At 44.8% G+C, this 18,118-nt stretch carries 22 protein-coding genes and 6 pseudogenes; all 28 read right to left on the bottom strand.

Going from position 1 to position 18,118, the window contains the following annotated elements; all coding sequences use genetic code 11:
* Positions 1-130: 130 nt before the first annotated feature.
* Positions 131-373, bottom strand: a complete 243-nt coding sequence (locus tag E5329_RS31065) for a hypothetical protein (protein ID WP_275443699.1) — start codon at positions 371-373, stop codon at positions 131-133.
* A gap of 676 nt (positions 374-1,049) precedes the next feature.
* Entirely contained in the window at positions 1,050-1,817 is a 768-nt protein-coding gene (locus E5329_RS24490; protein ID WP_275443698.1) for a sulfite exporter TauE/SafE family protein, read from the bottom strand.
* Positions 1,817-2,263, bottom strand: a complete 447-nt coding sequence (locus tag E5329_RS24485) for a MarR family transcriptional regulator (protein WP_135991897.1) — start codon at positions 2,261-2,263, stop codon at positions 1,817-1,819. The genes E5329_RS24490 and E5329_RS24485 overlap by 1 nt, the downstream gene beginning before the upstream one ends.
* Positions 2,264-2,485: 222 nt before the next feature.
* On the bottom strand, positions 2,486-2,905 hold the full coding sequence (locus E5329_RS24480; protein ID WP_275443697.1) for an rRNA biogenesis protein rrp5: 420 nt from the start codon (positions 2,903-2,905) through the stop codon (positions 2,486-2,488).
* Positions 2,880-3,098 (bottom strand): hypothetical protein, encoded by a 219-nt coding sequence (locus E5329_RS24475; RefSeq protein ID WP_135991896.1) that lies wholly within the window; start codon positions 3,096-3,098, stop codon positions 2,880-2,882. Before E5329_RS24475 ends, E5329_RS24480 begins: the two co-directional genes overlap by 26 nt.
* An 83-nt stretch (positions 3,099-3,181) precedes the next feature.
* Complete coding sequence (locus E5329_RS31060; protein ID WP_275443696.1) at positions 3,182-3,322, bottom strand: hypothetical protein; 141 nt, start codon at positions 3,320-3,322, stop codon at positions 3,182-3,184.
* 71 nt (positions 3,323-3,393) lie between these two features.
* On the bottom strand, positions 3,394-3,597 hold the full coding sequence (locus E5329_RS31055) for a hypothetical protein (protein ID WP_275443695.1): 204 nt from the start codon (positions 3,595-3,597) through the stop codon (positions 3,394-3,396).
* Positions 3,598-3,868: 271 nt separating this feature from the next.
* Complete coding sequence (locus E5329_RS24460) at positions 3,869-4,360, bottom strand: hypothetical protein (RefSeq protein ID WP_275443694.1); 492 nt, start codon at positions 4,358-4,360, stop codon at positions 3,869-3,871.
* 209 nt (positions 4,361-4,569) lie between these two features.
* Complete coding sequence (locus tag E5329_RS24455; RefSeq protein WP_135991895.1) at positions 4,570-4,917, bottom strand: hypothetical protein; 348 nt, start codon at positions 4,915-4,917, stop codon at positions 4,570-4,572.
* Between the two features lie 57 nt (positions 4,918-4,974).
* Positions 4,975-5,148: a hypothetical protein gene (locus E5329_RS31050; protein ID WP_275443693.1), complete on the bottom strand. Its 174-nt coding sequence runs from the start codon at positions 5,146-5,148 to the stop codon at positions 4,975-4,977.
* Entirely contained in the window at positions 5,121-5,357 is a 237-nt protein-coding gene (locus E5329_RS24450) for a hypothetical protein (protein ID WP_275443692.1), read from the bottom strand. The genes E5329_RS31050 and E5329_RS24450 overlap by 28 nt, the downstream gene beginning before the upstream one ends.
* Positions 5,358-5,538: 181 nt before the next feature.
* Positions 5,539-5,775, bottom strand: a complete 237-nt coding sequence (locus tag E5329_RS31045; RefSeq protein WP_275443691.1) for a hypothetical protein — start codon at positions 5,773-5,775, stop codon at positions 5,539-5,541.
* Positions 5,772-5,921 (bottom strand): hypothetical protein, encoded by a 150-nt coding sequence (locus tag E5329_RS31040; protein ID WP_275443690.1) that lies wholly within the window; start codon positions 5,919-5,921, stop codon positions 5,772-5,774. The genes E5329_RS31045 and E5329_RS31040 overlap by 4 nt, the downstream gene beginning before the upstream one ends.
* Before the next feature lie 168 nt (positions 5,922-6,089).
* Complete coding sequence (locus E5329_RS24440; RefSeq protein WP_135991894.1) at positions 6,090-6,293, bottom strand: hypothetical protein; 204 nt, start codon at positions 6,291-6,293, stop codon at positions 6,090-6,092.
* 16 nt (positions 6,294-6,309) lie between these two features.
* Positions 6,310-7,276, bottom strand: a pseudogene (gene mobV / locus E5329_RS24435) (MobV family relaxase).
* A gap of 358 nt (positions 7,277-7,634) precedes the next feature.
* Positions 7,635-8,366: pseudogene (locus E5329_RS31035) on the bottom strand (AAA family ATPase); the annotation flags it as partial.
* A pseudogene (locus E5329_RS24430) lies at positions 8,367-9,522 on the bottom strand (recombinase family protein); the annotation flags it as partial. It lies immediately after the preceding pseudogene.
* Between the two features lie 86 nt (positions 9,523-9,608).
* Positions 9,609-9,857: pseudogene (locus E5329_RS24425) on the bottom strand (sigma factor-like helix-turn-helix DNA-binding protein); the annotation flags it as partial.
* A gap of 73 nt (positions 9,858-9,930) precedes the next feature.
* Positions 9,931-10,509, bottom strand: coding sequence for a helix-turn-helix domain-containing protein (locus E5329_RS24420; protein WP_135991892.1), 579 nt, complete (start codon positions 10,507-10,509; stop codon positions 9,931-9,933).
* 161 nt (positions 10,510-10,670) lie between these two features.
* Positions 10,671-11,510: a MerR family transcriptional regulator gene (locus E5329_RS24415; RefSeq protein ID WP_135991891.1), complete on the bottom strand. Its 840-nt coding sequence runs from the start codon at positions 11,508-11,510 to the stop codon at positions 10,671-10,673.
* Positions 11,511-11,673: 163 nt separating this feature from the next.
* Positions 11,674-12,048, bottom strand: coding sequence for a TnpV protein (locus E5329_RS24410; protein ID WP_135991890.1), 375 nt, complete (start codon positions 12,046-12,048; stop codon positions 11,674-11,676).
* A pseudogene (locus E5329_RS24400) lies at positions 12,029-13,071 on the bottom strand (DEAD/DEAH box helicase); the annotation flags it as partial. The gene E5329_RS24410 and the pseudogene E5329_RS24400, both read right to left, overlap by 20 nt.
* A gap of 15 nt (positions 13,072-13,086) precedes the next feature.
* Positions 13,087-14,967: a M56 family metallopeptidase gene (locus E5329_RS24395; protein WP_135991889.1), complete on the bottom strand. Its 1,881-nt coding sequence runs from the start codon at positions 14,965-14,967 to the stop codon at positions 13,087-13,089.
* Positions 14,960-15,334 (bottom strand): BlaI/MecI/CopY family transcriptional regulator, encoded by a 375-nt coding sequence (locus tag E5329_RS24390; protein WP_135991888.1) that lies wholly within the window; start codon positions 15,332-15,334, stop codon positions 14,960-14,962. Before E5329_RS24390 ends, E5329_RS24395 begins: the two co-directional genes overlap by 8 nt.
* 358 nt (positions 15,335-15,692) lie before the next feature.
* A complete protein-coding gene (locus tag E5329_RS24385) occupies positions 15,693-15,833 on the bottom strand; it encodes a Maff2 family mobile element protein (RefSeq protein WP_135991887.1) in 141 nt (46 codons plus the stop codon).
* 256 nt (positions 15,834-16,089) lie between these two features.
* Positions 16,090-16,221, bottom strand: a complete 132-nt coding sequence (locus tag E5329_RS31030) for a hypothetical protein (protein ID WP_275443700.1) — start codon at positions 16,219-16,221, stop codon at positions 16,090-16,092.
* Positions 16,169-16,707 (bottom strand): annotated as a pseudogene (locus E5329_RS24380) (type IV secretory system conjugative DNA transfer family protein); the annotation flags it as partial. The gene E5329_RS31030 and the pseudogene E5329_RS24380, both read right to left, overlap by 53 nt.
* Positions 16,708-16,829: 122 nt before the next feature.
* Positions 16,830-18,118 (bottom strand): reverse transcriptase/maturase family protein (locus tag E5329_RS24375; protein WP_135991886.1); only part of this gene is annotated, 1,289 nt, incomplete at its 5' end.

Here is an 18,118-nt window from a genome sequence, read left to right as displayed (position 1 = left end):
ATGAATGGGTGTAAAGACATCCGGTATTGTTCTTTTCCTTAAGTTAATGACATTGCCTGAAATCAACACTTTTCAGAATTGCACCCAAAGGATTCTACTGTTTTATCACTCCATTCTGCCCTGTTGAAATTTATTCCGCTACCAGCCTTACCCCTGCTTCAAATGCCTTCCGGCATTGCTCCGGGAAGACTGTTTCCCGTCTCACTTTTCTGTCTTCCGCATTGAACATTGTCCAGTTGAACTGGCTATAATCAGAAACCTGCATCGTTTCTCCAACCACCAGTATTTCTGTCGGCCCAATAAAAGAGTCAAACACTGCTTTATACTTATTCATCAGTTCTATGTTACTGTCATCTGGCGCATTGCTTGTCATGATAAGCAACACTGGAATTCTGTGGTCATTGTAGCTTTGTGCCTCGGTATTATAAGTTATATACTGAAAAAACAGCCTTTCATATCAAGTACCGGAGCCAGTCCATCTTTATAAATACATCGCCCAAGATTCTTCTCTCTTTTGCACCCAAAGCATGATATACAGCCAGTAAACTTCTCCATTTTGTAAAGGTCTCTTTTTTCAATATGTGCTCCTGCACTCTCAGCACCTTTTGCTGCTTCCGTCACTATTATGTCCGTATTCCACCCTTTACGCGGACTGGCATTGATTGCAACTATTTTCTTCTTTACAGTATCCCTCCTGATATTTTGTTTTGCCGGACGTTCCCAGCATTAAAATTATGCCTCTATTCTTTGTATATTTCCATACGCAAAAACAGCGGGCTGGATATCTGAGAATATCCGGAATCTGCCCGCCACTTCCTCCTTTAAATCTCCGTCCCGACTTCCACACCATTGAGGAAGGTGAACACCACCCTGTCAGCCGAATAGACCGTTGCGTAATCCACAAGCCTGTGGAACAGCTCCCTTATCCGCTGCTCGTACAGATGGGGCGCGGAGATACCTGCTCTCGCCTTGCTACTAAAAAAATGGCTTGCAGGGCGGCACAGGCACGAAACCTGCCGAATGGTTTAAACGGCAGATTTCTGATTTCATTATTTCAAGTAATTCACTGTCAGGATGACCACTCCCAGAACAGCCAGCACAACGCCAGTTGCACGGTTTAATGTCGCTGCGCTGGCTTTATTTGCGAATTTGGCGGCAATCCTCGCCCAGAGCAGTGTGGATGCCACACAGAACAGCAGGCACCATACATCCGGCATACCGCCTATGGCGAAATGACTGACAGCGCCTGTAAAGGCCGTAAAAGCCATGATAAACACACTTGTCCCAACAGCGGTCTTCAATTCATACCCTAACAGGCTGGTCAAGAGCAGAAGCATCATCATTCCGCCGCCCGCACCTACAAAACCGCAGATAAACCCGACAACTATTCCGCTGGCAACTGACTGTAGGAAACGCTTTTTTCCGCTGGCCGACTGCATGGATTCTTTTGTCGTCATAACAGGCTTTACAATGAATTTGATTCCGAGGAGCAATGTCATGAATACGGAGAAACTGCCCATAGTGGTATTCGGAATGCGGCTTGCGGCAAAGCTCCCCACCAATGTAAAAATCAGAACGGTCACCATCATTACAAGGCCATTGCGAATATCAAGATTTTTATTTTTCCCATAAGTGTATGCGCTTATGGCACTTGCAAGAACATCACTCGCTAGTGCAATACCGACTGCCTCATATGCCGGAAGCCCCAGAAAAGTAATCAGCATAGGACTGATTACAGCGGCGGCGCTCATCCCCGCAAACCCCGTTCCAAGTCCGGCTCCAATTCCTGCAATAAAACAAATGAAAAATTTTAACATTATTCTGCCTCCTTCCCTTTCAGATAAGTATTGATATTGCGCAGGATACGATCATTTTGTTTTTTCATGCTGTCAATTTCCTCCTGTGAAAAACCATCCAGCATGATTGAAATGAATTCCTCCTGCGCGGCCTGCCCATCATGGATGATGCCCATAGCCCCTTTGCATATCCTCAAATGCGCTGTCTTACGGTTGCATTTCAAATACTCTTTTCTTATATAACCGCACTGTTCCAGAAGTTTTATGGAAGACGATACCTGAGATTTTGACAGATATCTGACTTCAATAATATCTGATGCTGTATCAAAACATGGATTATTGGCTAAAAAGAGAAGGATGTCCAATTCCATTCGGGTAATGTTATGTTTTACGCAGACCCCTTCCACACATTTTGAATAAAGTGCCTTGATTGCATTTTGATGTTCCCATGGATTTAGTGGAATCATTGCATTCTCCTTTTAGTTCTTTTTAGAACAATTTTACAATAAAAAGAGACTTTGTCAAGCGTAAATATTTGAAAAACAGGAATGTCATCTAAAATAACTTGATGTTTTGTCTGATTTCTTGATTATTCGTCTAAACAGTGACGTAATATGGATGGAATGTGCCATCGTTATTTTTGCATCCAACGCCCCTGCATCATATTTTACCAAAATCCGCTGCCTTCTTTAAATCTCCGTGCTGACTTCCGCTCCGTTGCGGAAGGTGAACGCCACCCTGTCGTCTGGATAGACCGTTGCGTAATCCACAAGCCTGCGGAACAGCTTCTCATTGAAATCCACCGGCAGCTCCCGCACTTCCTCTGTGTGTCCGGAGCGGGACTTCTCTGCCAGCACCGCCCTCACTTCCTCCAACGTCAGCGGCTTCTCCTCCGGCTCCTGCTTTGCCGCTTTCGCATCCTTTTTCGCCGTGTTCTTTGCGGTTTTCCCGTTTCTGCCCGCTTTCCCTGTTTCCTCCGGCTCTTTCGTGGTCGTCATCTCCGCCTCTGCCACGCTATTGTCCGCCACCGCATCCGCAATGGCCTGCAGGCCGTCGGCTAGGGAGCGTAAATCCCCGATGACGTCAGGCAGTAACTTCACTTTTCCCATGTACGTTTCCTCCTTCCATGACTTCACTGACTGCCAGTTCCCGGACGGAACCGCTCGGAACGATAATGGTCAGCCTCTGCTTCTCCCCGAAGAGGAAGCACAGGAAACGCTCCCTCACGGAGACACTGCGGCAGCTCACGATCCCGTCTGCCGCCGATTCTTTTGAAACACTGATCCTTAATGTGTGCCTCACCTTTCCACCTCCGATTTCTGAAGGGTCGTAATTTTCTCCCCTCACTATACGGAGATTCAGAGGGGCCTTTGGCGGGGTGTTTTTCAGAAAAACTTTTTAAATTTTTTCCGTGCCGCAGATACCGTCTCTGAGACCACGCTGTGATGCACTCCTTCCCACCGCGCAATCTCATTGACGGACATACCTCCCGCCTGCATCAGAAGCCGTCTCTGCTGCACCTTCAAACTCCGCGGCATCCAGTGAGTAGCAGTGGTAGCGTTCTTTGCAGGAAAGGTTGCCCTCTAGCCGCCTGTCCTCAATGATGACGGCACCGATGGTTTCCTACACCGTCCCGAAAAATGGGCAAAAAAATAACAGCAGCCTGCCTTGCCGCCCGGAACGCATCATAGTAGGCAACCTTCAAAGCCCCGTGTGCCTGCGTCTCCGCCTTCGACTCCTTCTCATGCCAGCCCATGCCCGCCGTGTAGGTCAGTATCTCGTCACCGTTCCCGTCATACACATGGACGGCTTCCGTATCTCTTTCATGTCCGCCATGTTTTGATTGAGTTTCCCCATCAGCTCAGCCCTGTCCGGCGCGACTTTGGCGACCTCGCTTTTACGCAGGGCGAGGAACTTATTCCCCATATAGACGTCCTGCGCCGCATCCTGTTATCTTCTTCCGGAGGGTATTAGTCACGTTTCCCGTTCCGGTAAAAACCAAAACATATCATAGTCCAAATTCCCGGCACAACCGCATATCCCGCATTTACTTGCCCATGATTTATAAGAACCTATCCACTGCCTACAAATGTATGCATCATGCAGTTCTCAGGACACTTACATACCTCTGCCTTCCTCCAGAACAAACCTTCTGAAAACGCTATTTTCTCCATAATGGACTGCGTTTTTTCTGATGGGTTATACACTGACAGATTTAAGCAGTCCCAATCAAAAACCAGCAACGCATCTTCCTCCACAAACAATACATTCAACGTACCCAAATGGTTCCCCATAATTTCACAGACTGCTTCTTCTATCATTTTCGGCGAAGGCAGGTCAACCCATTCATTCCACAGAATAGATACATGGTAATAGCACATCAGTTTCAAAATGACGGCAACAAACCTGTCTTTCAGCCCTGTATGTTTATCGCTGTTCAGCAGATAATACTCCACATCAAAAAACTGCCCACCATTGTCCGCTTTTACCTGCTCCGGAAGATAATCCATAATAAAACATGGCTTCTCCAGCAATGCATTGATTCGCTCCATTTTATTTTCCATCTTATACCACCTACTGACTTACATGTTCAGAATCAATATTACTTTTTCTTTCGGTTTATCACTTTGTTTACCCACAAATCGACAAAGATTTCTGCAATATCTGCAATCATCTCAATGATAAAATCAAACATCTTACACTCCTTCACATTCTTGTTATAAGGTTCCCCAATCTGCCAGAATGCCGAAGATGCCTGCCCTGCTTTGTCAGGTTACTTCTGCATTTTCTTTCTGATAAACACGGAAATCAGCATGGCCGCTATCCCCAAGGCAAGATAAACTGCCGCATATAGGATAAATGCTGTTTCCCCCATGTCAAAAAATATCCATGTACCTATGAGGAACAGCACAGCCGAAATAACCGGAAGGCTCCATAAGTGCCGAATGTCCTTTCCAGAAAATGCTCCGATTAGCACGGAATATAATGGATTGACTGCAAAAAACAGAAGAAAACATACCGCCATTCCTGCATCGCCTTTTACGAAAGTAACCGCAAGCCACGGAAACGCCAGCATAACCACCATCGAAGCCGCCATCCATAAAATAGTGTTCTTTTTCATATGATACCTCTTCCAAAAGCTGTTTTATTTATTCCCCGATCCGCCGGATACCCCTATTTATGCTTTTCTGTCAAAAGACGGCTTCTCTTCCAGATAATCCGGCAGTTCCTCCAGCTCTGCCCCTTGGCCATTCTTTAAGGAGCGGTACTCATTAAAGTAGATTCCGTAAAATTCCCCTTCTTTGATGCGGGCCTGCTGAACCTCTATGCTCCTGGGTGTATATCCATCCACGCATCCTTCACTTCCCGCGGGGCGCCCCGTCCGACCATCTCAAAGGCTTTCTCGTCCTGGTCGGCTGCTTTCCCCTGCGCCGCCTTTTCTTCCACCGTTTCCATGAATCCCACCGTTCCGGGTTCCGCACTTCTTTCCATCTTCCTTTCCGTGTATCCTGTCAGCGGATATCCCGCTGTTCCTATTCCGTTAATCCCTATTTCGTTCAATCCTCCATTATTTTTTATTGCAGCCCCTCTGTCGTTCAGAACCACACCCGCTCCCTCGCAATAAGTCCGAGCGGTTCATTGCCTTATATATACACTCCCCCTCACCTCCGGGCAGACCGCAAATGCAAAGCCTTATGCGCCTCTGCGAAATAGGGTGTAAAGATTATACCTGTATATCCAATTACGCCTCTTTACGAATGCCAAACATATTATTCAGCATGGATAACACTTTCTCCATGCCGCTTTCCTTAGAATCGGAAGTCTTGTAAGCATCCTTCCATTCCTGCGCCAGCCTTTTCATTTTCTGCCCGGCTGTTTCCGGGGCATCCCCATCTGTCCCCTGCGGCTTTTTAGAGGCATTCGAGAAAAGCCCTTTCCCTCCTTCAGTTCTGAGCCTCTTAAACTCGCCCTCAATCATTTCCTTGCATCCGCTCTGTCCGCCATCTTCTGGAATGCCCGGTCAAGCCTGCTTAATTCTTCTTCCATTGTCATTTTGCCAAAACCCGTCTCTGAATTTTCATCCTCCACATAACGCTCCCTTGTGCCGTTCTGGTAACCCCGCACGATTTTTCATCGTCACGGTTTAAACGCATATATAACGCTGTATTGTATTGCTGCTGTTTCACTTATTTTAACCTCCTGTCCTTTGGAAACAGCCTGCCACAATACACTGCTTACATGAATATATTATAACATGGGGCAGACTGATTTTCCATCGCCAGCGGCATTTATTTAAGCAGATCTTTTCCTCTCATACCGCATGACGTTCTCCGCAAGCCTTTCCACAGTCTGCTTTTTATCACTGAAATGCTCTTTAAAACAGATAATATCATTGCCGCAGACAAAGAATGCCTGACCGTCTTTTTCTATGAAACAGCCCTGCGGGATGCCTTTCTCCTTTGGCTTTATGCCTGTCTGCATCATCCTGTCAAACAATTTAACCCTTCAACTCCTACCTTTCTTTTGACCTGTTTTTATTTGATTTCTGCAATTCTTCTAAATACCTCTGGCGGGATTCCCCTGAGCAGCCGCCCCATCTGCTCATTGGTTTTCTGCAACTCAAATATCCTCTGGTTGGCTTTCTGTACCTTTAGTTCCTGCTCGTACTTTTCATCACGCATATGCCCCGCATAATCGGATTCCTGCCCGATTTTTTCTTTCAAACTGTCAATATACTCCTGCTGTTTCCCGATTTCCTTAGAGAATTTCTCCACGTCTGGGAGCCATGCCGCAATCATTTCCAGAGCCTTGTCACGCTTTTTCCCTGCGTTAAAGACGTTGATGTCGGAGAGGGCAGACACGATTTCCTCATACTGTTTATCCAGCCTGCCGCCCAACTTATAGAGCCATGTGGGGATATGCTTCCGCTTCGTTTCCATTGAGGACTGACCTCTTTCAAGCTGATTCCACCGTGCGGACATACACTCATGGTAGGCGGTCTGCCACTCGGAAAGACTCTTTTGGTTGCCTAAGATAGACTTTGCTGACAGCTTGTTGTCTGGCGTAAGCGGCACAAAGCACAGGTGCATATGGGGTGTTCTCTCGTCCATGTGGACGACTACAGAGATGATATTTTTCTTCCCCACACGTTCCGACATGAAATCAAGAGCCGTCTGGAAATAGACTTTTTGTTCTTCGAGCCGCAAGCTGTTCATAAATTCGGGCGAAGCGGTGATGAGCGTTTTCACCATCATCACGCTGTCTTTCCTCGTCCTGCCCCCTGCTTCAGCCACCATTCAGTTTATCTCTTTCTTGTAGGTGTATTTTGGCGGTGCTATGAGATGGTAATTGTTTTTAGAGCGTCCCACGTCAATGTCGGAATTGCTTTTATAGGCTTCTCTCTTCCGCTCGTTGTGGCGTTCGCAAGCCGCAACGCCGCCTGCCTTGCGTTTTTGGAAACGTAAAATTGCATAGGGCATAGTCAATTTTCCTTTCTTCGGCGGGTAGGTTCTTAGTTGCATGACGGCTGTGACGGTGGTGACGGTGTTTTGGGGATACCCCTGCCGTCTGTCATGGCTGTCACTGTTATGCCGACATTCTTCCATCCGAAGCCGTAAGGCGCAGGATGGGGCAGGGCGTAAGCCCTGCTTTCATGGAGTCGAGGGAACGTCTGGCACACGACTTTGCGAAGCAAAGTGTAGTTACACCCTGTAAACACAGTCGGAAAAATCTTTCGATTTTTCTGACCGCAGGAGTGGATGGACATGCCGCAAGCGGCGGGGAAATCCCATGCCTGCATTTTGCGTTTATAGGGCGTTCTCCCGAAGGGTAACAGTTACGGTGGAAGTCATAACGGATATGGTTTTCGCACAGGAATCCCAAACGGTGTTCATTCATCCATTTGGTTAAGACGTTCGGGGCAGTTTCCGTTTCCCCCATAACGGCTAAAAGCTCCATGGCTATGCCAGACCATTCCTCCCTGCCCTGCATGAAATCTACCAGCCGAAAAAGGACATCTGGTACGGATTCCTTTGCAAGCTGTTCCTGCTCTTTCCGTTCCACCAGTTCCCAACTGCAATCATGGAAGTGGATCGTGAACTCCTGATAGGGCATATCCCTGCCCGCCACATACAGCCTTGCAGCATTGGATGCCCGTTTCTCTTTTTCCAGAACAAAGGTGGCATCCGCACTCCCCGTTTATCCTGTCGTGCCAGACACTTTGTTGAACACATCGCTATCATTCTGCTTTCGGATATGGTGTACGACAATGACCGCTAATGAATGCCTATCTGCAAAGTCTTTGATGAGGGAAATATTCTCGTAATCGCTGGCATAGGCGCTGTCTTTGGAAGCGGTGCGGACTTTCTGCAAGGTATCAATGACAATGAGCCTGCTGCTCGCTACGGCAAAATGAAGCCTGTTACTGGCTTCATCCGGCAAGTGGAACAACCTGCCTTGTATGCGGCAGAACGTGTCCTCAATGCAGAGGTAAAGCACATCCCCTTCCTGTGTGGGCATATCCCACAAGGGGATTCCCTGTGACACGCATAAACAGAGCTTTAACATCATTTCGTAGCTTTCATTGAGCGTTTCCGTTACTTCCCTCAACCGTATTTCGATTTCAAGCTGTTCTTTCTGGTATTTCCCCGATATCATCTCAAAATTCCGCTCGGTGATACGCTCCATGACCTTATCCTCATAAAGAGAAGAAAACAGCCTGTCAAGCTCCGCAAGGTGTTTGTTCAGCTTCTTTTGTTCTTTCTCCATTGCCTTTGCCTTGCTCTGGTCTGTTTCTGTGAGCCGCTTCTCAATCGCCCTTACCGCCCGTTCATCATTCACCGCCATATCAGCAAAACGGTTGATGTCGGCAAGGACGGCGTTGAATAAATCTCTCGCTTCAATGGCGTGTGCGGTACACATGACGTTGCCATACCTGCCATAATTATTGCAGGTGTATTGTACGCAGTCGATGATGTCGGGCCGTTTCCTCCTGTTTGCGCTCATCGCCCGCAAAGCATAGCCGCAGTCCGCACACTTGATAACGCCTGCAAAAATATTCTCAAATCCCCCTGCGTTCTGTTCCCGCCCACGGCTCGTCATAAGCTGTTGGACAATATCAAATTCTTCTTGTGTGACTATGCCCTCATGGGTGTCGGGTATCACTTCCCATTCTTCTGGCAGCTTAGACGGTCTTTTTCTTGCTTTTCATGTTGGCGGCAATCCGCTTGTAGCCTGCAAGGTTTCCCGCATATATCGGGCTTCTTAAAATGCCCCTCACGCTGTTCTCGCTCCATATATAGCGGTTTTCCTCGTTATCCTCAAAGTGCCGTTCATACCCTGTTTCCCCACGCTCCGCCGCATAAGCGGCAGGGCATAAAACGTGCTGACTGTTGATGTGTTTACGGATTTTTGCAAGTCCATTTTCCGCCAATGCAAGGTCGAATATCTCCCTTACAACGTGCGCCACCTTATCGTCAATCAGCAGATGGTTGTGGTCGGCAGGGTCTTTGATATACCCATAGGGCGCATACGTCCCCATGAATTTCCCCTGCTAACACCTTGCTCGGTACGCTGATTTTATCTTGACTGACACATCAGCTGAATACATTTCGTTTAGGATGTTGCGGAATGGCATAATGTCCATCGCCGATTTATTCAAGGTGTCCACGCCGTCATTGACCGCTATATACCTCACATTATGCTCTGGAAAAAAGACTTCTGTATAATTCCATTAGAGAACATATAAAGAGATACCATATATAAAGAATGAGTGAGAAGTCTTTGACCTCTCACCCAACATCTCACAGAAAACTAGGCTGCATTGTTTAAAATCTTACGCAGCTTCTTACGCAAATGAACCAATCTCGCATAGACAGCCCCTGACGTCAAATGCACAAGCGGGGCTATTTCTTTTGTAGAGTAACCCTGCATTTTCAGCAGGACGATTTGTAATGTGCGCCTGTCCACTGTGACTAACGCAAAATGCAGAGTTTCGCTTTCAATCTCATCCAGTAAATCCATTACCGACCTTATCTCTGCCTGTTTCTCCCTGCCCGCCATCGCACTGTTTTTTTATTTGGTGGACATTGACCTTACCTTTATCAAAAGAAATAAAACCAATAAACTACGTTGCTCACAGAGAGAAAAGCTTTGCCATCAAGTAAACCACAATAAAAGCTATCGCAGCACTTCCAAGCATAAGCAGTATAATTTGATATGGACGTTTTCCATTTTCCTGCTGTTCCTCTATCTCATCTAATCTTTTTCCTTCCGTAAAAGCAACGATTTCCTTATATGTTGAAATATTATTTTCTTTTTTGACTTTTTCCGTCTTAAAAGCAAAATATCCTGCAATTGCATACACCACACTCCACGGAATCAGCCCATACCAGTCCATCAAAACTATAAACGGGACAAGTGAAATGACTGCTAGAATCAAACTTACAGCATATATACCGCCATATTTATTGAGCTTTTTAATTTCTGTTTCCTTGATTTCTTTTTTCATAATTTCAACATCTCCTTTAATTAGTTGGTCAAGAGATACGTTGAATACAGAACTTAGCAGTAATACACTATGAATATCTGGATAGTTTTTCCCCGTTTCCCAATTAGAAACGGTCTGTCTGCTCACATAGACCTTTTCTGCCAGTTCTTCTTGGGAAATCCCCATATTACTGCGATATTTTTTTATTTGTGCGCCAACTTCCAACTTTCTTCCTCCTTTCTTAGTTTGTCGATTGAATAGTATCCCTGAACCACCAGAATCTTATCATTCAACAAACCCAGCTTCTACCAAAAGAATTTGACTTTAGCCAAAATCCCCATGTCAAATCCTTTTGACATAGGGATTTATCTACGTTTACAACGAAATTAAACACCATAATACTTTTTAATCGTATATGCAACATATTCAGAACAACCGTTTCCAAATTGGCTGTCTGTAGCTTCCGCCAACTTCTGTTTTTGCAAATACTCACTTGCTAAATCCAAAAGTATGCTTCTGGCATTGTCAAGTTTAAACATCTCCTTATAATTTTCCGCAAGCTGCTCGACTGCTTCTTTTTCTACATTAGCGTCACCAATTTCTTTTGCCACCATAAACTTTTTATATATTTCAGTATTTTTGTCCTGCTCCTGCTTAAATTCCTTAACATCACCAGTTGACTGCATAATAGCTTCCATTGCTTTTTCTTTACTGCCATACCATTTAAAAACGTCTGCAATGGCTTGTTCATTTGAAAAGCCTGCTGCTAAATATTCCCGATATTTTTCCTCGCTCCCATATTTTTGTATCTGCTGTTTCAGTGATTCTTTTGACATACATCCCAACATATGGTCTAAAATTTCCTGAATCTCTTCGTTACTAAATGCCTTAAAACTCATAGTATTAACTCCTTTCATCACGTCTGATATTAACTCAATAATCCCATTTAGCCGATTTCGCTTTTGCTCCAATAAATTCTTTTGAGTTAATAAAGCCTGTTCTTTATCGTAATTAGGACTGTCCATTATTTTCTTTATATCTTCCAATGGTATCTCTAATTCTTTAAAGAACATAATTTCCTGCAATCTTTCTAATGCTTTATTGTCGTATAAGCGATAGCCCGCATCTGACAATTCCGTTGGCTTTAATAAGTCAATCTCATCATAATATCTTAATGTTCTTATGCTTACTCCGCTTATCTCTGACACGTCTTTGACTGTTTTCATTATTTCCTCCTTCCAATCTTATCCTAAACCGTTACGCTACGAGAGAGTCAATACATAAATTTATCTTTTATTCAACCAAAAATCATTCTCTATTATACCAAAAATTTTAACCTCATACATATCTAAAAAGCAGCGAAGATTTCTCCCCGCTGCTTTTGATTAACTATACATAAATAATTTCTTCGTTCACAATCTCCCTTGCACAATCCCTTATGTTATTGAGCCGCCCTGTCCATTCTAGGGCATTTTCTTCCTTTAGGCATTCCGTTATGCCCTGTGCCTGTTTCATGCCCTCTATGAGCCTTTCAAAGCGTTCCTGTGCCTGCCTGTCAATGTCGGCAAGGTAAGCATTGAGTTTGCCGCTTGTGAAAAGATTGGTGTATGTAACCTTGCGGTACTGCTTCAGATAGTCCAGATGCCGCTGTCCCCATGCGCCTATCGGCTGTTCTTCTTCGACGGGTACAATTAAGCATGGTATTAAGTAATCTCCTTGTCGCTCGTATCTGCCACCCAGTTCTTCAAAAATCGTCTTTGCCATTGTCTGTTACCTCCACATTCTTTTTTATTTTGAATGTCCGCAAAATCCGTCCTACATCCGCTGGACGCCATGGGCAGTCGAGGTCATGGGACGCGACAAGCTTTGTCTGCACGTTTGTCCCCGCGCCCATTTTCTGCGTGCTTCCAAGGAGCACGCGCACCTGGCCGCTGCGGACTTTTGCAAAAAGCTCCGCCTTCTGCGCTTCCGTGCCGGCACTATGTATAAAAGCAATCTGTTCCGCCGGAATGCCCTTTGCGATTAGTTTTTTTCTTATATCCTCATAAACACTCGCCTCCATTGCCGTCTCTTCCCCTGTCTGTCCGTTTTCCATATCCACAGACGCTTCTGGTGCATTCTTTCTGGTACTGCTGGTCTCCGCACGCCCTTTTGGTGTCGAGAGGTCGGAAAAAATGAGCTGCGTCCCCTTCTGCGGCGTGCTCTCCTGCCAGATCTGGAATACATTGTCCACACAGGCGTTGACCTTGCTGCCCGGATCGTCCGGGAGGAGCGGGTTCATGATACGCTGGTCGAGCGCAAGCTTCCGCCCGTCCGATGTCACCTTGAGCATGTTGTCCAACCGCGGGTCGATACGCTCTTTCCGTATCTTTTCAGCGCGGTCTGCAAGCCCCTTTACCATCAGCTTCTGCGCCTCGCTCGGCTCTGTCTGTACCGTGATGTATTCCTCTTCCGGCACAGGCAGTTTCAGCATGTCCGCGGTCTGTATGTCGGCGGCTTCCTTCCAGCGGCTGATAAGCTCCGGCAGGTTATAGAAGCGGGCAAAACGGGTTTTAAGGCGGAACCCGTGCCCTCCGGTTTGAGTTACACCGCCGTCACCTGCTCTCCGAATGTCGCCGCCCAGTTGTCAAAGTGTTTCAGGCTGCGGACCTTCCCCGTGCTGTCCTCATAGCCCTGTTCAAGCATGTCGCACTGAAGATAACGCATCATGGCATAAAGTTCTACCATGGAATTGCTCACGGGCATTCCTGTAGCGAAAGTAACCCCCCGGCCTCCCGTGATCTCATTTCATGCCTTGTGATTTTAATCAAGCAATTCATTAGATAAGACAGCGACAAAGTTAGTTTTCCTATCTGTCTGCGCTCTTTTCAGCCATTCCTGCTTTTCTTCCTTTGTCATGCAATCAAGCAAAATTGTAAAGCGGGCAATATTATTATTTTCATAGTATTTTTCGATATAGCGTTTTAAGTCACTTAATGGCATATAATTTGAAAGCACGGCAAAGAAGTTTGTTTTGTTATCCTGTTCTGATTTATCTACATACTGTAAAACCAAATCTGTGTCCATATCTTGTATAATGGTTGAAAACAGTGCAATTTTATCAGCGTCATATACTTTCTTGTAGTAATCTTTTTGGGTTGTTTCGTCTAATACTGAAAAGAGTGCGGAAAATCTAATTAAGTCCTCATTTTGAAAATATTGTTCCGTCAAACCTGGTATATCATCAGCCACAACAGGCGTTATACTTATAATCAAAGGCATCTCTATTGCCGGACTAATATCTGTGTTTTTCAGAGAATAAATCAATTCTTCTATTGCCGAAATAGTTTCTCTGTCATTCAGATAATCTTTTACCGAATCAGAAAAATATACTGTCATTTTTGATTCGTCCTCAAAGACAATTTCTGTTGCACCATAATAATCTTGATTTTTAGCGTATAAGTTCCAACCCATTTCAATAATATAAGAATTGCAATAATATCCATTTTGCGTATAAGAATATTGGTAGGAATTAGCATTTTCCAAATCATTATTATCTAAATTTTCATCGTCTAAATACCAGCCATACCCTAAATTTTCATCATAAATATACTTGCTTTTTCCATTGCCTTTTTTTTCTGGTATTGACGATTTACTTGTTCCTTTAGAATCGGTAGCAGCAGAAACGGAATAACCACCGATAAAAACCGCACCAGATAAAATAAAAAGAGTTAATATAACAGTCAAAACCCGAATTGTTTTCGTCTTACTCTTGAAATTCATAATAGCACCTAACCTTTCTTTTAACTGTTCTGCCCCCTCTGTCAAAGTGACGGAAGCTAAAGAATTTTTGTAGAGATTGGTTGACTTCAAAAAGGAAACCAATGTGTCCCCATATTCCCGCTTTCCTTTGTCATCAAGTACAGCTATGACTTTTTCATCACATGACAATTCGCAGGATTTATTCACTTCCTTTTCCAGCAGATATACAAAAGGATTGAACCAATGGACGCACACAACAATCTGTATCAGCCATTTGTAAAACATATCCCTCTGCTTGTAGTGGGTTAGCTCATGCACAAAGATATAAGACAACTCTTTATCTTCCAATTCGCCAACAGGCAAAATGATTCTTGGTCGAAAGAAACCAATCAGCATAGGGGAAGCAATCAGTGGATTACAGGATAGTTCTACCCTTGTCTTGATATTCAGTTTTTCTTCACAATCAGATAGCAGATTCAAGATTTTTATATCCGACACTTCTTTATTTCCTGCTTTGATGTATTGGATAAATCCCTGATAAACCGTTATCTTACGGACAAATAAAACCAGTGCCAATGCTAACCAGATAAAAAACAGGCAGACATATTTGTTAAATGGCTCACGCATGGCAGCGGTGGTTATTTCCCGGTTTGTCTGTGTCGGCTCTGCTTTGTTACCCGTATCTGCGGGAATGGGTACATTGGGGCTTGTAGGGATTTCATTTGTTATTGCTGCCGTGTCGAATTTTTCAAACAGGCTTCCAACAATCGTAATGTCGGGAGTAAAGGGAATCAGAAACCGCAAAGCAACAACTATCCAGATATAATACTGCCAACGCTTGCTGAATTTATTTTTATACAGCGGCTTCAATCCCAAAATGAGAAGCAGTAACAGTGCGCCGGAAACAGACAACGACAATAGTATTTTTATAAACTCATTCATTTTCTTTTCTCCAAAATGTTTCAATCTCTTTCAATTCGTCTGCCGAAAGAATATCCTGTCGCAACAAGGTTGACACTAAGTTTTTCACATTCCCGCCATAGACTTTATCAAGAAAGCTGTGGGTCTGCATGGTCTGGTATTCTGCTTCTGTTACCGTAGCCACATACTCATTCTTCCTGCCGATTTTTTTGACTTTCAAGAAATTTTTTTCGCCCAGACGGGAAAGCAGAGTGAGTACGGTGTTGTTTTTCCATTCGTTTTTGTCTTTTTCCAATTCCTCCATGATGAGGGAGTATAAAGCCGCCCCTCCGTTCTTCCAGATGATTTTCATTAGTACCAATTCGGATTCAGAAATTTGCTGTGCCATTTTGTCCTCCTTTTATCTTAACATTTTGTGGGTATGTATTCATCTTAACACTTTGTAGGTGATAATGCAATACCCTAATGAAAATTTAAGAATTTATAAAAAGATAGGGAGATTTCATAGTAGTCGGCATTGCTGGTAATGTGTATAACCGGCTGTCTTATGGAATTGTGGGTAACTCTGTTTGCAGGACGTGGGAAAGCTGCACTTTAGCTTTTCCATGTGCTGTGAATAGAGTTATCCATGATTCCATATCCTGTTATGCACATTTTCACAATGCTTGTCTTTTGGTTTTTATCTTCTTTGGTTCGGAATAGTGTGGTGCTGGCGGTCTATCTCTTGTTTTCGGTTGCTTGCTTCTTTACCGTACATGAGCATTTGCACCTGGGTTGTCGTTGCCGTAACCTTCCAGGAGGTTAATCACACCCCATACACCGAGTCCTGCGCCCAGCGCAATCACAAGTACCTGCAAAGTATCAATAGCTGATGTAAAGAAATCCATAAAAATTTACGAAACTCAAACCCCCGAAACACCTTATTTTGTCGTTCCGCCACAATTCAAACCGGGCACAGATTATATATTTCAGTAGTCCTGCCGTTCTAAACCTGCGTATCTCAGGATCTGGATTCTTTTCCTTTCATAATTTTTTTGAGATAAAAGAGAGGGCTCCTGTATCTGGAACTGCTCTGAAAAGCAGCCATAAATACCAAAAGCCCTTCGTTTTTTAAGTTCCATATTCAGTTGTAATGCAGAAACATCACCGCCTGGTGGGTGAGCGTATCCTGCACTCCATAATCATCACTCCCTGCTCTTTTTTACTGGCGGCAGCCTGTTTTTCAGACATTGGAACCGCCGGTATCCGGCGGCATTCCGGGGTCAAAAACTTCATACTCATCCTCCGGCCTTACTTTCAGGCGGCGCTTTAAATATCCCGCCACGTCAAATGCATTCTTTGGGTCTGCATCTGACAGGTATCTGTACTGCGGGTGTTTTGTGATGTCAAATTTATCCGAGAAGAAAGGACGGACACCCTGCACCTGCAGGATACATTTGCCCCGTCCATCACTGCAAGTTCATTGGGCGTCATCAGTTCTTTTTCGAGTTTCTGATAATTCAAACCATAACTGCGCTGGCTTCCCCGTGTGTCAGATGTATTGAATGTATCTATCGTTTCCTTGCCGAGCAGGGCTGAAATCTCCTTGAGCATGCTCTGCTCCTTGCTCCCGAGAAACAGGACACAGGAACAGTTCCCGGTGATCGTTTCCGCGTGGTCTTTATATACTGCCTTGAGCTGGCTCTGTGTCTGGACAATCACATGCGCGGATATCTCCCTGCTGCGGATCACCGATATCAGGTGTTCAAAATTGGGGATCTTCTGGTTGTAGGCTAAGAATCCGGCGCCTTACTGTCTCACGACAACAGGTTTCCGAACCCTCGCCCCGAAACCGCACGTACACCTCTCGATGTATACGGCTCCCCACTATACATCCTCTACAATTATTTATGGATTCTGTCATAGCAGTCTCCACACACTACAAGCGTTTTTCTTTTCTTCCTGTTCATAATCGCTCCCCATTCTGTATTAACATCAAGGTCGCTCATACTCTTTACTTGATACACTTTAACCGCTGGCACGTATGCGCCGCACATTTCGCAGACATTCGCCTTATATCTGAAAAATAGTTCTTTGGGCTTGTTCATCTGCTCACATTCGGGTATGATGTCTGTATAACTCCCAAGGGCATATTTCACCCTGCGGAATCCCTCATTATAGAGGACTGCATACTTTGTACCTTTCTGTGTTTTGTACGGCACTCTAAACTCTTTGTTTTTGGTATATTTGAGCTTTGCTTTTGTCATTGTGATACGGTATTTTGCCGCAACGGTCTTGTACAGGCTGTATTCCATAACATAGTGGAACTTATTCAATACGGAGACATTGCTCGCAAGGCGGTAGTAATTGTAAATCCCCCGAATCTGCGCATTATATTTCCGTACCATTTCATGCACTGGCAGGAAAATATAGTCGTTCCGCTGTAACGGCTTCCAGACTTCTTTTTCCCCTGCCCTTGACACGATTTTCAGCACACCGTAATTTAACAGTTTCCCCACCCATTTCTCTTTTGGCAGGTACAGTTTGATTTTGCCGGTGTAGGCTTTAACAGTCCCTTTTCCTTTGGCTTTTTTCAGCGCACTGTCGTTGCATACCGTAACGTCATAGCCGAGAAACCTCGCTTTGTCGTCACTGTTCGTGATGAGTGTCTTTTCCGCAGATAATTCCAGTTTCAGCGTTTCCTCAAAGAATCTCCCCATGTCGTACTTTATCTTTTCAGCGTCCTCTTTGCTTCCGATTACGCCGATAAGAAAATCGTCGGCATACCGTACATATTGAATCCGCTTATAACCTGTGTCCATTGGGTCTCCCATAGGGATTTTCTGGAACTCTCTCTTTAACTCTGACAGTCGGCGTACCGCTTCCTGCTTTTCTGTGTCAGTGTAGCCATCCCATTCTTTTCGGATTTTGGCTTTGCACCTTTGGCGGTATGACTGTTTTCTGGAATACTCATTGTTCCTTTTTCTGCCCGTACCTTTATCAAATCCCTTTTTGTAGCCCTCCATAAATCGGTCAAACTCATTAAGGTAGATGTTTGCAAGGATTGGGCTGATGCCAGAACCCTGGGCTATGCCGCTGAACGTAGCATTATATTCCCAGTCCTCCATATACCCTGCTTTGAGGAATTTCCAAATCAGCTCAATAAAGGCTTCATCTTTAATCCGCCTGCGCA

The sequence above is a fragment of the Petralouisia muris genome (assembly GCF_004793545.1).
Classification (GTDB): domain Bacteria; phylum Bacillota; class Clostridia; order Lachnospirales; family Lachnospiraceae; genus Petralouisia; species Petralouisia muris.
The sequence above is the reverse complement of the archived record's forward strand: the minus strand, read 5'-3'. Positions and strand labels throughout refer to the sequence as shown.